The organism is Echinicola sediminis (genome assembly GCF_054777495.1).
The window spans coordinates 1-15,699 of sequence record NZ_BAAHAP010000107.1 but is presented as its reverse complement, the minus strand read 5'-3'; the positions used below and the strand labels follow the sequence as shown (position 1 = coordinate 15,699).

General features: G+C 41.7%; 7 protein-coding genes, 1 tRNA gene and 1 pseudogene. 7 read left to right on the top strand and 2 right to left on the bottom strand.

Going from position 1 to position 15,699, the window contains the following annotated elements; translation table 11 throughout:
* The 6 genes and pseudogenes from ACYVAA_RS19485 to ACYVAA_RS19460 all read left to right on the top strand — a co-directional run.
* Nucleotides 1–477 (top strand): annotated as a pseudogene (locus ACYVAA_RS19485) (SusC/RagA family TonB-linked outer membrane protein); the annotation flags it as partial.
* A gap of 32 nt (nucleotides 478–509) precedes the next feature.
* Nucleotides 510–2,351: a RagB/SusD family nutrient uptake outer membrane protein gene (locus ACYVAA_RS19480; RefSeq protein ID WP_460544983.1), complete on the top strand. Its 1,842-nt coding sequence runs from the start codon at nucleotides 510–512 to the stop codon at nucleotides 2,349–2,351.
* 227 nt (nucleotides 2,352–2,578) lie between these two features.
* The gene (locus ACYVAA_RS19475) at nucleotides 2,579–4,921 is read left to right on the top strand and encodes a GH92 family glycosyl hydrolase (RefSeq protein WP_460544980.1); all 2,343 of its coding nucleotides are present in this window, start codon (nucleotides 2,579–2,581) and stop codon (nucleotides 4,919–4,921) included.
* 215 nt (nucleotides 4,922–5,136) lie between these two features.
* Nucleotides 5,137–6,447 (top strand): alpha-L-fucosidase, encoded by a 1,311-nt coding sequence (locus ACYVAA_RS19470; protein WP_460544978.1) that lies wholly within the window; start codon nucleotides 5,137–5,139, stop codon nucleotides 6,445–6,447.
* A 232-nt stretch (nucleotides 6,448–6,679) separates the two neighbouring features.
* Complete coding sequence (locus ACYVAA_RS19465) at nucleotides 6,680–9,958, top strand: ligand-binding sensor domain-containing protein (protein ID WP_460544976.1); 3,279 nt, start codon at nucleotides 6,680–6,682, stop codon at nucleotides 9,956–9,958.
* Between the two features lie 8 nt (nucleotides 9,959–9,966).
* Complete coding sequence (locus ACYVAA_RS19460; RefSeq protein WP_460544973.1) at nucleotides 9,967–10,716, top strand: response regulator; 750 nt, start codon at nucleotides 9,967–9,969, stop codon at nucleotides 10,714–10,716.
* A gap of 224 nt (nucleotides 10,717–10,940) precedes the next feature.
* On the opposite strand, the gene ACYVAA_RS19455 is transcribed toward ACYVAA_RS19460, so the two are convergent.
* Together ACYVAA_RS19455 and ACYVAA_RS19450 are read right to left on the bottom strand one after the other, a co-directional pair.
* Nucleotides 10,941–11,014, bottom strand: a tRNA-Asn gene (locus tag ACYVAA_RS19455).
* Between the two features lie 133 nt (nucleotides 11,015–11,147).
* Entirely contained in the window at nucleotides 11,148–13,667 is a 2,520-nt protein-coding gene (locus ACYVAA_RS19450; protein WP_460544970.1) for a mechanosensitive ion channel family protein, read from the bottom strand.
* 229 nt (nucleotides 13,668–13,896) lie between these two features.
* Here ACYVAA_RS19450 and ACYVAA_RS19445 point away from each other — a divergent pair, with 229 nt between their 5' ends.
* The gene (locus ACYVAA_RS19445; RefSeq protein WP_460544968.1) at nucleotides 13,897–15,231 is read left to right on the top strand and encodes an alpha-L-fucosidase; all 1,335 of its coding nucleotides are present in this window, start codon (nucleotides 13,897–13,899) and stop codon (nucleotides 15,229–15,231) included.
* Nucleotides 15,232–15,699 lie beyond the last annotated feature (468 nt).

The window sequence follows — 15,699 nt, the reverse complement described above, 5'->3', positions numbered from 1 at the left end:
ATAGGTTCAGAGCAACCCAGCTGGACGATGGGGATGACCAATAAATTGACTTATGGTAATTTTGATTTGTCATTTCTGATCTATACCAGCCAGGGAGCTATGTTCAGAAACAGCATGTTAAGTGGAACGATGGGGGAAATAGGTGCAGGAAGATATAATACGTTGAATCTGAATTACTGGACGGTTAACAATCCTACCAATGATTACTATGGACCGGGGGTACCTAATCCATACAGGGGAGCCATCCAATATCAGGATGCGAGTTTTGTTAGAATCTCTGATATTACTTTCGGATATACGCTGTCTAGGGCAGTGCTGGAAAGTATCGGTTTTAGCAAATTCAGGATGTACGCCCAAGTCAGCAATCCATTTGTGTTCCATGATTTTGATGGGATGGATCCGGAATTTAATTCCAGTACTTATAATGATGGGATACCCACAGCTACATATTTGTTTGGTGTAAATGTCTCATTCTAATCGTTTTATTTCGGGCTGTAAAAAAGAAAAAAATGAAATTAACTAATAAATCATATCTAATAGCATTAGGGCTTGTAACCTTGTTGAGCTCCAGTTGTGATGACTTTTTGGAGGAGAATTCGGTTTCCTTCCAGACTACAGATAATTACTATGTTACTGAACAAGGGTTTGAAGACCTTGTCCGCTCCAATTATACCAAGCTTCGGGAAATACATAAAGAACGTGATTTGGTGTTGATGGGCACGGATATATTTACCAGTACTTCTTGGGACGAAGTAGCGATTGGCAATCAGGGTAACGTGCTGAACGTGTATGATATCCGATTTACCCCAAATCTAGGTGCAGCTACCACGCTTTGGGATTTGCTCTACAAACAGATTGCAAGGACCAATACTGCGATCTCAAGACAGGGAGGTGTTCAAGGAATGGATCCTGACCTTTTGGCGATAAGAGTTGCGGAGTCAAAATTCCTGAGAGCTTATGCTTACTTCTATGCCGTTCAACAATGGGGGGATATCCCAATGCCTTTGGAGGAAACTACTACCGCTAGCAGGGAAGTGGTCAAAGTGCCTGCAGCACAGGTTTATGATCAAATTATTCAAGACCTGGAAGAGGCTGAGGCGGTATTGCCGGCCAAGGGGAGTACCGAGTATGGTAGAGCCACCAAAGGGGCTGCACAGTTTCTTTTAGCCAGGGTTCATTTGACCCGAGGATGGAATTTTGACAATTCTCTAGGGGGAACAGCTTCAGATTTTGAAAAGGCTGTTGAATATGCCGATATGATCATAGCTAATTATCCGCTGGAGCCGGAATACCGCAATTTGTTCCCGCTTCATGCCGAGAATCCGCTTGAAGAAACTTTCCCTAGCAAGAATGATAAAAACGATGAGATTGTATTTGCCGTGCAGTTTAGTGATAATCTATTAACCAATGGGAGCGATGATGATGAGCCCCATCAGTACGCCATAGGCAATGATTACCATTCGATTTTCGGTGGCGGTGCGGAAGATATTCCCGGTTCATTGGGAAGAACGAGTCATTATAACCGTCATGGAGCGAAAGGAAACTATATCGTTACCCCTGCCGCCTACAGGTTGTTTGATCCGGATATAGACACAAGGTATCATCATAATTTTGTAGAAGCGATGTACGCATTGACGGATGTTGTTGGTTTTGTCCCGGATTTTGATGACCCTTCCACTACCATCAATATTGCAAAAGGAGATACGGTATTGTATTTTCCTCCATGGAATAACCCGGCCAATGATAATGACAAAGGCATGGATGTAGGAGGACGAAAGCCATATGCGGTATTGAATTTGGATGAAATCGGGATTAATCCAATTTCTCCGTATCATTTGGAAGACAAAACACCTCTCATGTGGAAATTCTGGGAGCCGGGTATTCCTTATGATGACGCTTTGGGAACTTATGATCTAGCGCTATTCCGCTCTGCTGAAGCTTATTTAATTGCAGCGGAGGCAATTTTAAAGGGGGCTGCCAATGGGAACCTTGGAGGTGCAGAAGTTTATTATAACAGAGTAGTTGACCGAGCACTTGGTGTTAATGCAGGTGCTGACCCGATGCGTGCTGAAGAGCCGGCCAATTTGGCTTCCCTATCTACAGTATCATATAGGGCAAACGGAAATTTAGACATAGACATGATTTTGGATGAGCGGGCAAGGGAACTGATGGGGGAGTATACCCGATGGTTTGATCTGAAAAGAACTGAAAAACTGATCGAGCGCACTTCACTGATGAACCCTTGGACAGCGGCGTTGGGGCAGTTGGGAGGTACGCATTACCTACGTCCTATCCCTCAGAAAGAGATAGATCGGTCAATTCCATCGATTTCTCAAAATGAGGGCTATTAACTGATGTTGTCAGAGAAGAATAATTAGGGGTTTATATAATATGGGTTTATTATGATGAAAAAGGCAGATGAAGTTTTTTGTCTGCCTTTTTAAAATCTAAACCCTGAAGGCACAATAGCTAAAATATCAGGGGAAGGGATGTTGAAAAGGTTGGGGGATTTTGGTGGTGTTTATTGCAGTGATTTTATAGAAGAAAATATGAGTATTGCTGATTAAAGTTAAAATACATGCTTAAGAACAAATTATACATACAGATTTTATTTTGCCTAACAGCCGTAACACTGGGCTCATGCATAGGAAACGTCAAGTCGGGTGACAAGTCTTCAGAAAATAAATCGTTTTCAGATATGGTTTATCCTGTTCTTGATACAGAGAATTCCCGGTGGTTTTACTTTTCATCAGCCAGTAGGCCATTTGGAATGGTAAACCTCAGCCCAGATACTGAAATTGATGGAGCATGGGGCAGTGGGTATAGGTATAAGACGGATACGGTAAAGGGGTTTAGTCATATTCACGCCTGGCAGATGGCGGGCATATCGGTGATGCCCGTAACCCTTTCGGCGGCCAATAAAAATACGGTATATGAAGATTTTTCTTCTAGCTTCAGCCATGAAACGGAAAAAATATCACCCGGCTATCATTATCTGGAGCTTGACCGCTACCAGATCAAAACTTCTCTAACGAGTACCACGCGGGTCGGCTTTCACCAATATACCTTTCCCGCCAATGAGCAGGCGGCGATCTTGTTTAATCTCAACACCTTGTTAGGCCCCTGTGAGAATAAGGATGGGGAATTGATAAGAAATAGCGATTATGAGCTTTCGGGAAAAGTGGTTTTAAGTTCTACTCATAGGAGGCCAAAGCCCGTTACCGTATTCTTCAAAATACTGTTGGATAAAGAGATAGCCGAAATCAACCAAGATGAAAAAACTGGCAATTATCTGATAAGCCTTCATAATGAAGGAAAGAAGGTGCTCATGAAAGTGGGGATCTCTTATACTTCATTGGAAAATGCACGCCAAAACATCGAAAAAGAATTGCCCCATTGGGATTTTGAACATGTCATGGCTCAATCAAAAAACGAGTGGACCAATCTGTTGGGCAGAATTAAAGTGGAAGGAGGTACAGCATCCGATCAACGACGGTTTTATACCGACTTATGGCATGCACTTCAGGGGAGGAGAATTATTAGTGATGTAAATGGTGCGTATCCTGACTACACAGGAGGGCAGTTTAGGGTAGGGCAGCTCCCATTGGATCAAAATGGAAGTCCAAAATTTAACCATTTTAACTCCGATTCATTTTGGGGTGCTCAGTGGACCATCAATACCCTTTGGGGCTTGGTATATCCTGAAATAAAAAAGCAGTTTGTGTATTCTCTTTTGCAATATTATAAAGATGGAGGCTTAATTCCACGGGGACCATCCGGGGGAAATTATACCTATGTGATGACCGGAGCTTCCAGCACACCTTTTATCGTCAGTGCGATTCAGGAAGGGTTAGTCACCGAGGATTTAGAAAGTATATACCAGGCTTTGAAAAAGAACCACATGCCAGGTGGAATGATGGAAAAAGCGGGGTATGAGCACAACACTAATCTCGGAGGAGGACTAAAATATTATATGAAAAACGGGTTTGTTCCCTACCCTATACCGGAGGGCCAGTTTGGAGGGCATCAGGATGGAGCGAGCCTCACCTTGGAATATGCTTACCAGGACTGGACGTTGGCACAACTGGCAAAAAAACTGGGCCATCAGGAAGACTACCACTATTTCTTAAAACGCTCAGAAAATTACAGGCATGTTTATGACAAAGTTGCTGGTTGGATGAGGCCTAAAAACCTGAGTGGCGAGTGGTATGAAAATTTTGACCCTTATGAATACAAAGTAGGGTTTGTCGAGGCGAACAGTGCCCAGGCAACCTGGTTTGTGCCGCATAATTTAGAAGGATTAGCAAGCTTAATGGGAGGCAAGGAAAAAGCGGTGGAAAAACTTACTAGCCAATTTAGTGAAGCAGAAAAACTGGGGTTCACAGCAGGTACGTCACATGACCTGGAAGAACATCCGGAGTTTAGAAGGATTCCCATTAACTATGGAAACCAACCGTCGATACAGACGGCATTTGTTTTTCACCAAATTGGAAGACCGGATCTAACCCAATATTGGTCTCGTAAGGTGATAGAAAAAACTTTCAGCGGTTTGTCCCCATCGACTGGTTATAACGGGGATGAAGATCAGGGCTTGATGGGCAGTTTAGCTGTTTTAATGAAGATAGGCTTGTTTCAAATGAATGGAGGGACGGATGAAAATCCGGAGTATCAAATAGGAAGCCCCATTTTCAATAAGGTCATTATTGAATTGAATCCTGATTATTATTCAAATGCCACCTTTACCATAGACGCGAATAATAACAGTGAAGAAAACGTATATGTTCAATCGGTACGATTGAATGAACAGCCAATTAAGGAATTTGTGATCCGTCATAGCCAAATCACCAAAGGCGGAAAGCTGGAGCTTCAATTAGGAAATAAATCTGCAGTGAACCTAAAAACAGCCAATGCCTCAAACTAGGATAGTTTTTAAACTGATATTTATCCCTTCAATGTTCCGCTACTGTGGAAATTCATTATTCCACAATAGATGAATCCGCCTTTATTAGGAACAAAACATGGTAATGTTTTAAATAGGAGGCCAAGTAACGAAGGTGCCTAGAGAGATGAGGGATTCAGTTGGTTGGACTTTGATAGGACGGTGAAAAATAGTTAGAGGTTAATACGTAAAAAAAAATGATTAACAGTAAAAAATGCCTAACAACGGTTCTGGTTTGCTTAATAAGTATCTCCGCTTTTAGTCAGCTTAAGAACAAACCAGAGCTGGAAGAGGCCTTTATGGACATGGGCTTCGGGATATTCGTCCACTGGAGTATGGATTCGCAGCTAGGAAGTGTCATTAGCCACTCTATGGTGGGGGCTTCGGAAGATTATGTACAGCGTTATATGAATGATCTTCCAAAAACTTTTTACCCCGACAAGTTTGATCCCGATGAATGGGCAAGATTATTTAAGCTGACTGGAGCTGAGTATGTGGTATTTACCACCAAACATCATAATGGGTTTTGCATGTGGGACACCCAGACCACCGATTTTAATATTATGAACACCCCATACGGCAAGGACATTACGGGGATGTTGGTAAAGTCGTTGAGGAAATATGGCCTCAAAATAGGGTTCTATTATTCCCCAGAAGATTTTAGTTTCATTTACGGTCAGGGGCATGTGATATCAAGGAAAGGCCCCATGACGCAGGTAACCGAGAACGAAGAGTTGTTTGAATATGCCAAAAATCAGGTTGATGAATTGTTTACCAACTATGGTAAAATAGATTTTACATTTTTTGATTCATTTTCAAATAAGAATTTGGTACAGTATGTTCACGAGAAGTATCCGGAAGTGGTGGTGACCCGAGGTGAAATGGAAACTCCGGAGCAAAAAATCCCGGATAGCCCTTTACCCGGTCCTTGGGAGACTTGTATGACCATGGGGACACAATGGGCTTACAAACCCACCAACGAAATGTATAAGGATGGAAGTGATTTGATCCATAAATTGATAGAAATAAGGGCTAAAGGGGGGGATTTCTTAATGAATGTAGGGCCTAAACCTAATGGGGAAATTCCTATTGAACAGGAGGAGCGTTTAAGGGAAATAGCACTTTGGATGTTTGTCAATAATGAAGCGGTCAAGAATGTGAGAACAGTGCCGGGCATCATTAAAGAAGGCGATTTATGGTTTACAAAATCCAAAGATGAAAACACTGCCTATGTTTTTTTGACCAAGCAAGCGGCGTGGCCCATTGGAAAAAGGAGGCTGTTTAATACCGAAAGCATCAAGGTGACAGAGGATACTGAAATTTCCGTATTAGGCCAGAATGATCTGGTGGTGGAATATTCACCTGACATCCAACCAAAGTCTCAATTTACTCAGCGAGACCATAGTGTAGCATTATCAATTACCAGGGCGCAGCGCCTCTACAACGATAAAAGTTGGTCCAATCCTTTGGTGGTTAAATTGACAAATGTTGAATTTGCGGAACCCTAAAATCAATAGTCCGAAAAAAAACTGAATAAATAGTCGGTATTACTGACTAAATTTATCTCTAGACAAGCTATTGTGAATATGATTTGCTTTTCACCTGAGAAAATGAATTGTGCAAATTTCAAGCTTGGTATTTATGTATCTTGAGTTAGCATTTAAAGTATCTAGGATAAGAAAAAAGAGTAATGGTGGAAGAGCGGGACAATTGGATTACCAGAAAAACAGGCGTAGGTTAATGAGAATATCTTTAGTAATAGTTTTATTAATATTTATTTCATCGGTAGGCGCACTTTCCCAGAACCTAGAGTTCGAGCATTATAATGATAAAGATGGCCTTTCCCATAATTCTATCAGGCACATTGTCCAGGACAGTCATGGTTTTTTATGGTTGGGTACTTTTAATGGGTTAAACCGATTTGATGGCGTTCAATTTCGAAACTATTTGAGTGATGAGGAAGAAAACACTACCATTCCAAATGATGATATCACTGCTCTAAAGCTTGACAGTACGACCAATAGTTTATGGATTGGAACTCGAAAAGGCTTGTCCCGTTTTCAGTTGGATACGCAGGTGTTTACCAATTACTTATCCGATAAAAATGACCCGAACAGTCTCCCTGATGAGGAGGTGAGGGCAGTATATGTTGATAAATTTAGTAGGGTTTGGGTGGGTACAAAAGATGCCGGCCTATTTATGTTTGAGCCAGATAAAAAAGTTTTTACCAAGGTCCCCCTTGAGGGTTTTAATTATGTTAAAGAAATTTTTGAAGATAATAGAGGGGATATATGGGTAGGTTCCTATGGTACAGGCGGAGTAGCTAAGATCAAATTGGGTAGCACGGGAATGATTTCAACCATCAATTATTTTACCTTGCCCGGATCCGGATCAACAGAAAGCAATCCGTATTTATATTTTATTTATGAGGATGGCAAAGGGGATATCTTTGCAGGGACACGCAAAGGTCTTTATAAGTTCGATAGGTCCGTGGAGGGCTTTGTGAATTTGCAGATTGCGGATGATGAAGTAAGGGCCAAATTGGGGCCATATTTTCTTTCCGTGGCACAAGCACCTGACGGAAAATATTGGGTTGGTACGCTCGGGGGGCTGTTGGTTTGTGATGCATTGGAAGATATAAAAAAGGGTGATTTTCAGTGGTATTACGCTGTGTTGTCCGAAGACAGGTCACTGGTGGATAATCTGATTTCTGCACTGTATTTTGATCCATCAGGAGTGCTTTGGATCGGGACAGAGGATGGCTTGGATAAGTATGATCCCTACGAAAATCAGTTTAAAATAAAAAAGGATATTTCGAAGTACATTCAAAATCAGGCACCGAGAATCAGAGGGTTTTCAAAAACTTATTTAGAAGAAGTTGTAGTTGCCACTATGCATCATGGGCTCTTCCTATCGGATCATGGGGATTTTACCCCTCTGTTTCAAGGTAACTATGATATCGCAAGTATATATTCCAATGATGGGATTACTTTTTATTGTGGTTTATGGAATGGAAAAGTGCTCGTTTACAATTACCCCAAAGATAGTTTTTCGGTCTTGGAGGTCGGATTTAAAAATTCTCCAATTTTCAGTGTCTTGGAATTTGAAGAATATTTAATTGTGAGCTCTTTTGGGGAAGGGGCGGTGTTTTTGGATAGACAAACCTTAAAACCGGCTTTTACGATATTACCTGGATTGGATATCAATAAAGTAATCAAAGATTTTGATAATAACCTGTGGTTTGCTACCGAGAGTGGGGTTGTACAATTCGATGTGGAGATGAAAGAGGCCACGGTTTATAGCGAAAGTGGCCAGCTTGGCGAGGGGCTGCCTCATGAAAACGTAAGTGATATACTAATTGATTCCCGAGGGTTGATTTGGGCTGCTACCCGGAAAGGCTTGGGTGTTTTTGATCCTGAAATCGGTGCGTTTATACCAAAGTCAGTGCCTCAGGAGTTAAGCGGTAAGTGGGTGACAGACATTGTCGAAGATACCAAAGGATATCTGTGGCTTAATTTGAATAATAATAAAATATCCAGGTATGATGCTGAAAAAAATCAAGCCACTATTTACAACATAAACAGCGGCAACAGGCTTGATGTATTTAGCTCAAAAGGGTTTTATTACTTTGATAATTCAACCATCTACTTAGGGGGGAAAAACGGGGTTATCTATTTTTCTCCTTTGACCATTAAAGAAAATGAATGGTCTCCCAAACCAATGGTTACTGAATTCAGGGTGAACAACGAGCGGGCATTGCCCGGGGTAAAACTAAATGGGCAGGTGCCACTTTTGAAGGACTTAAATTACTCCAGAAGTGCAACACTAAGCTATGAAAATAGAAACTTCTCCATTCAATTTGCTACTGCTTCCCATACCAATCAGCGTTTAAATAAACTGGAATATATGCTCGATGGGTTTGATGAAGATTGGATTGAAACCAGCGATAATTCACCGATGGTTCAATATACCAATTTGTCTTGGGGTACTTATGTGTTTAAAATCAGGGCAAGTAACAGCGATGAAAAATGGAGTGATGTCTCCTCCTATACTATCAAGATATTGCCTCCATTTTGGGCAAGTCCCTTAGGGGTAGTATTAATTCTGCTGCTAGTGGCTTTGATCGTGTACTTTGCCAGAAAGCAAATCAGGTCGCGTATCAATTTACGTCAAGCATTACTGACAGAAAAAGTCAAAAGGGAAAGGGATGAAAAACTCAACAATGAAAAGCTAAGGTTTTTTACCAATATATCACATGAATTAAGGACCCCATTATCGTTAATTATGGGGCCGGTAAAACAGATTTTAGCTCATGAAAGCAGCAATGATTTTGTCAAGAACAAAGCAAATCTAATCAATCACAATACCAATAGGTTGTTAAGACTGGTAAACCAAATTCTCGATTTCAGGCGGGCTGAAACCGGAGAACTCAAGCTAAAGGTAGCGAAGGTAGACATATTGCCTTATACAAATAATGTGTTTTATTCTTTTGTGGAATTAGCACAGTCCAAAAATATAGACTTCAACCTTAACGTGGAAGATCAGGCCATTGAGTGTTGGGTAGACGTGGACAAATACGGCAAAATACTGTATAATTTGCTTTCGAACGCATTAAAATTCACCAAGAGTCATGGTCATGTAGATTTGTTTGTCGGGGTAAAAGGTCAGGATTCAAAAACGTTACTGATTGAAGTTAGTGATGATGGTATTGGGATCCCACCTGAAAGCCTGGATAAAATATTCACCAGGTTTTACCAGGCCTCCAACAGCAAGGAGAGTACCACTGGAACTGGAATTGGGCTAGCTCTTGTAAAGTCTTTGGTTGAGATTCATCGGGGGAAAGTAACTGTTAAAAGCTCCACAAACTCCGGTAGTATTTTTACGGTGGAATTACCGGTATCCAAAGAGGTTTTTGAGAGTAATGAAATTTCCACTACAAGGGTAGAAAAAGAAGAGGATTTAAGTTTAGGTTTTACTAAATCACTTCTCCCTGCAGGAGGGAATACTGCCCCTAAGTAAATACAGATGTGAAATCTGCAATATTGGTCATAGACGATAGTGCTGAGCTCCGGAGCTATATCATCGATTTTTTGTCCCCGTATTATAAGGTTTATGGGGCTGAAAATGGAAAGGAAGGGCTAGACCTTTGCCGAAAAATAAAGCCAGTCCTCTGTGTGGTAGATGTCATGATGCCTGTAATGGATGGTTTTGAATTTGTAAATGCCCTCAAAAGTGATGAGAAAATCAGCCATACAGCAATTGTTTTACTGACGGCCTTAGGAGAAAATGAAAGTAGGATTAAAGGGTATAAAATAGGAGTAGATGGATATCTTGTGAAGCCTTTTGAACCCTCTTTGCTAAAATCGAGAATAGATAATATTATCAAAATTCGTTTTGAACTCAAACAGCGGTTTTCAGAAGAGGCGGAAAGTGATGTCGTCAGTTTGGCCCATTCACAAATAGATATTGAACTGATTTCAAAAGTAAAAGAAATTATAGAAGAAAACCTTTCGAAATCAGACCTGGCACCGGCCTTTCTTTGTTCGGAATTGGCTCTCAGTTCATCTAAGCTTTACCGGAAAATTACCGAACTCACAGGTATGTCGCCCAATGAGTTTATAAGGACCATACGGTTAAAAAAATCAGCAAGCCTGCTAAAGACCAAAAACTACAATGTTTCGGAGGTGGCCAATGCGGTTGGGTTCAATGATCCGCTTTACTTTAGCAGGAGATTTAAAGAGCAATTTGGATATGCGCCAAGCAAATTGATTAAGTAATTGGTTCGGGCTGTTACTTTTTGGTACTTATTCAAAATCTGATCCGGAAAAATGCTAATCACCTGCCGTTGATTTTTGGGCTGCTCGGTAAAATCGTAAAAGCTGTTTCAGGTAGTTGTGGTTACTTTTGATGAATTTATCGATTTTGTGTGAGTAGGGAATGTAAACAAAAAAATGATGCAGGGCTGAAAAAAGAAAAGCCCTGCATCATTGCAAGGCTTTTGCTCCTCCTCTTGGGCTCGAACCAAGGACCCTCTGATTAACAGTCAGATGCTCTAACCAACTGAGCTAAGGAGGAAAGTAGTAATTTTATTTGTTTTCGCTAACCCGTTTGTTTAACGTGATGCAAACATAGCAGGTTGTTTATTTTTTTCCAAATAGTGGTGTAAAAAAAGTGGTGGAATTTTTCTTTTTTGCTCGATTTCAGGAGATTAATTTTTGTCTTGTTCCTCGTTGTGATCTGGGGAGCTGTCCTTGTTTTCCGAGGGGCTGTTTGCATTCCAGTTTTTCGGTATGGATTTGATGTAAAGGTCTCGCTGAGGAAAGGGGATTTCAATGTTTTCCTTACCGAATTTCTTGTAAATGTCTTTCATGACCTCGTTTCTCATATCTACCCAGGTGTCGAAATCATTTACCCAGAAAAGCAATCGGTATTCTACTGCACTGTCGGCAAAATTTTGGAGGTAGACACTGGGGGTGGGGTTTTTCATGATTCCTTCCCGTTTCAGGATATCCGTCAGCACCGTTTCTACCTGGTCACTATCGCTTCCGTAGGCTACTCCTATGATCAATTCGATTCTACGCTGCTTGTTGGAAAGCGTCCAGTTGGTCAGGTGCTGGGAGAGCAAGTCTCCGTTGGGCAAGATGACTTCAGAGCCGTCATAAGCCTGGATTTTGCTGGCCCTGATGCCTACCTCTTTGACCACTCCGCTGCGTCCGCCCACTTCTATGGCGTCGCCGATCTGTATGGGGCGTTCAAAGGCCAGGATGACTCCAGATACCAGGTTGTTGATGATGGTCTGCAGCCCAAAACCGATACCGACCGACAATGCGCCCAGGACGATGGCGACATTGTCCAATGGAATCCCCGCAGCAGTTACCGCTAAAAGGAAGCCGGCAGTAAAGATGCCCAGTTTGATCAAGAGTATGGAGGAGCCTAGTCGCTGTTTTCTGTTGGCAGCCATCTTTTGGTCCTTGGCTTCAGCAAAAAAGGAGATGTATTTGGAGATGATGGTAGAGATCCAGACAATGATAATAAAGACAAGAACACTGCCATAGGTAAACGGGGTTTGGCCTATTTTACGTTCTTTGGAAAGGAAAGTGCCGATATGTTCATATAGGTAGTCGTAAATGCTGAGGTTGGTGCTTAAATAGTACAACCAGATCGCCATGGCCAGGAAAATGAAGATTTTCCGGATGTTGCGTTGGATGTCTTGAAAATCAAAATAAGCGGTATATTCAGTGCTGCTTTTTTTGCTCATTTCGATCTGCAGGTAGATTGCCTCCATGATCACCATAACAAAGACGTAAAGCCCAATGGCCTGCATAAGGCTGGAGGTGGCAGCAATGCCAAGGATTTTTGCCAGGCTGTGCCTTCCCGTGATGTTGGCCAGTAGCGAGGCACCCTGTAAGGCAATGAAAAGTTGGATCAGAAAGATGATGTACCTCGGGTGGAGGATTTCTGATTTCTTGATGGTTTTAATGATGTTGATGGCAAGTCCAATGCTCAAAACACTCAATGTAAGCAAGGGCCAGCGTTCCTCATAGGCAGTTTCAATATACAGGTTGCTCATGCTGTAGATCACAAACATGAAGAGGAAAATCCACCAATAAAGGTAGACTTTATTGGATATTACCGGCCTGATCAAGGCGGTAGTGACAATCATCATCAGCCATAAAATACTGACTATCATCACTACCGGGGGTGATGGATAAAGGAAGGAGGCAAAGGGCAATACGATGATCAGTGCGGACAAAAAAGGTTGTTTGGGGATGAATTTGGCACGTTGAAGTATAATGTCCGCAAATTCTTTTTCAGCCTTGATGTGACGAAGTAAATACTTGAACCATAAATAAAAGAGCAGCGCCAGGGAGAGAGTAAGGATGTGGATGGTCTGATTGATTTCCCCGTAACCGCTTAGAATAATTTTGTTGACGATGAAAGAGCGTTCAATTACCTCAAACAATTCCTTGGTGCTTCTGTAGGCGTTGCTTTGCCAGAGGTAATTGATCTCTTTATTGAAAAGGGCCTTTTCAAGTTGGCTTTCTCTTTCCTTGATTTGATCCTCTATGTCATGGGCTTCTATTAAGGCGTAGGATAGTCTGCTTTGAAAATTGGCCAGTTTCAACTGCCGGTTGAAGTAGAGGCTGTCTGCGGTTTGGATCCGCTTTTCTAAGGTGTTCATTTGCTCCTGAAAGGAGGGTAGGATTTGGGGTTCCTCAAATGAAATGGACAAAAGCCTGTCCGATTTGATTTTTAACAGTGAATCATAGGCATTGTAAATGTCCGAACTTCTGTTGTCAAATAGCTCTTTCCAGTTTCCGATGCTCTTTATCTGGTGTCCAATCAGGTTCTTTAATGCGCTTAAATAGCGTAGGTTTATGTCCGAGCTTTGCTGGGTAAGGCCCTTTTTTAGTGCTGAAATCCTTTCCTTGATAATAGGGAGTTCGTAACTGACCTGGGTGGTGTCAATTTCCCTTTCCAGGATTTTGTTGAGGTGGTTGATGGAAATGATATAAGTCTCCAGGGTTTGAATCGCGGTATTGATAGATCGTTTTTGATCTGTTCCATTGGGCTCGCCTTTGCCTTTAGCGGCAGTATCTTCCTCGCTCCGGAAAAGGGAGTCACCAAGTGAGATAAGCTCGGTGGCTGTCTGGAAAGCCTGGGCCGGCGGACAAAGGGTGATGAAAAATAAAAAACAGGTGAAAAGACAACGGTTGAATGTTTTCATGTACTCCAGTTTGATCTAATTTTAAAAGTAAGAAGAATTCCCGACTGTCTCTTTGTGTTGGACGACTTTAGTGTCGCAGGAAGGGCTTGAACCGCTGTTAATGAAAATTAGCAGCTAACTTGAAGAGGTTATTTTAAAAAATAAGCTATTGATGGTTTGTTATGTTAATATTTTATTTGGTTAAATTTGAGGTACAATTCGTAAGGTTTACATTAAAAAGAACTAATAAATGAAAATAAGGAGTAGGATTTTACTTTTGGTAGTAGGAAGTTTGATGATGTTGGGTAAAGTGCATGCTCAGCAGGCGGCTGAGGACCCGAAAATGGAATGGTTTGGGGATGCAAAATTGGGTGTGTTTCTTCACTGGGGGATATATGCGGTCAACGGCATTGACGAATCGTGGTCGTTTTTTAATGATTATATTTCCTATGAGGATTATATGAAGCAACTGGAGGGGTTTACGGCAGAAAATTATGATCCGGAAAAATGGGCGAAATTGATAAAAAAGTCCGGGGCGAAGTATGCTGTGCTTACCGCCAAGCATCACGATGGGGTGGCACTGTGGGATAGTGAGGCCGGTGATTTAAATGTCGTAGATAAAACTCCTGCTGGAAGGGATTTGGTTGGGCCATTTATGGAGGCCTTGGAGAAAGAGGGGGTGAAAAAGGGGATTTATTACTCTGTCCTGGATTGGTCCCATCCGGATTATGACCGACATACCAGGGTAAATTATAGGTACAAGAATGATCCCAAACGGTTTCAAAAGTTTGTGGATTTTAATTTTAAGCAGCTGGAAGAGCTTTCGCTGAACTACCGTCCCGATTTGTATTGGTTTGATGGAGATTGGGAGCATAAGGCTGAAGAGTGGAGAAGTAAAGAGCTCAAGGCACAGTTACAACAATGGAATCCGAATATCATCATCAATTCCAGGATTGGTGGAGGATTGGGCGATTATGCTACTCCGGAGCAGGGTGTGCCGGTGGCCCGTCCAAACAGTAAGTACTGGGAGCTTTGTCTGACCATGAACAACAGCTGGGGTTACCAGCACAATGATGATAATTATAAGAGTCCAAGTGAATTGCTAAGGATTTTTGTTGACTGTATCCATATGGGCGGGAATTTGTTGCTGGACATGGGGCCTAAGGCGGATGGTTCGCTGCCTGATGAGGCGGTAAATATTTTGGAGGAATTTGGTCGATGGACTTCAAAACATGCCTCAGCGATCTATGATACGCAGGCGGGGATCCCGGAAGGGCATGTGTATGCGCCGACAGCTTTGTCCAAAGATAAAACCATTTTGTATATCTATTTAGATTATAAGGTAAATGAGTCATTGGCGATTAAAGGGTTAAAAAACAAGATCAATAGGATCTGGGTAGTTGGAGACGGGACCAAGTTGGAGCACCGGGAAGTAGGTAAGATGTATTGGAGCAAAGTGCCCGGTTTGAAATACATTGATATACCTGATCATGTTTATGACAAGGATATAACGGTTCTGGCGGTGCTTTTGGACGGGGAAGTGGATCTTTACCGTGAAGAGGGACACGTGATAGAAAGCAACTGATAGAGGGTATTCCTTGATTAAAGGAATTGTTTACAGAAGAATAAAATAGTTGACCGGTAACCTTCTAATGGGAACGGTGGTAAATTGATGGTAGTCAGGTTGGATTAAATGCCTAAGCTAACACATTAAACTTGGAGTGAATAAAAAAAGGAGTCAGTTTTGACTCCTTTTTTTATTTGAGAAATGCCATAATGTCTTTATTTTCGATGGCTTTTGCTCTTTTTATGCCATAATGACGCTATTTGGTCGCTTTTTCAGGCTTGGTACGAAATTCACTATAGTATGATTGTAACAGTAAAAATTATAAAACTAAAAAATCATACTACCATGAAACTTGTGAGATATAACAACTTCGAGCCAAATTATCCATCCACTTTCAGTGGTTTATTGGATAAGTTCTTTAATGATTCTGTAAGCGGCGAGCTCCATAAGTTCACACCTTCTGTTGTTATTTCAGAGGATGAGAAC

Coding starts and splice junctions, on each gene's coding strand:
- ACYVAA_RS19450 (WP_460544970.1), bottom strand. CDS start 13,667: ATGAAAACATTCAACCGTTGTCTTTTCACCTGTTTTTTATTTTTCATC.
- ACYVAA_RS19475 (WP_460544980.1), top strand. CDS start 2,579: ATGCTTAAGAACAAATTATACATACAGATTTTATTTTGCCTAACAGCC.
- ACYVAA_RS19445 (WP_460544968.1), top strand. CDS start 13,897: ATGAAAATAAGGAGTAGGATTTTACTTTTGGTAGTAGGAAGTTTGATG.
- ACYVAA_RS19470 (WP_460544978.1), top strand. CDS start 5,137: ATGATTAACAGTAAAAAATGCCTAACAACGGTTCTGGTTTGCTTAATA.
- ACYVAA_RS19480 (WP_460544983.1), top strand. CDS start 510: ATGAAATTAACTAATAAATCATATCTAATAGCATTAGGGCTTGTAACC.
- ACYVAA_RS19465 (WP_460544976.1), top strand. CDS start 6,680: ATGAGAATATCTTTAGTAATAGTTTTATTAATATTTATTTCATCGGTA.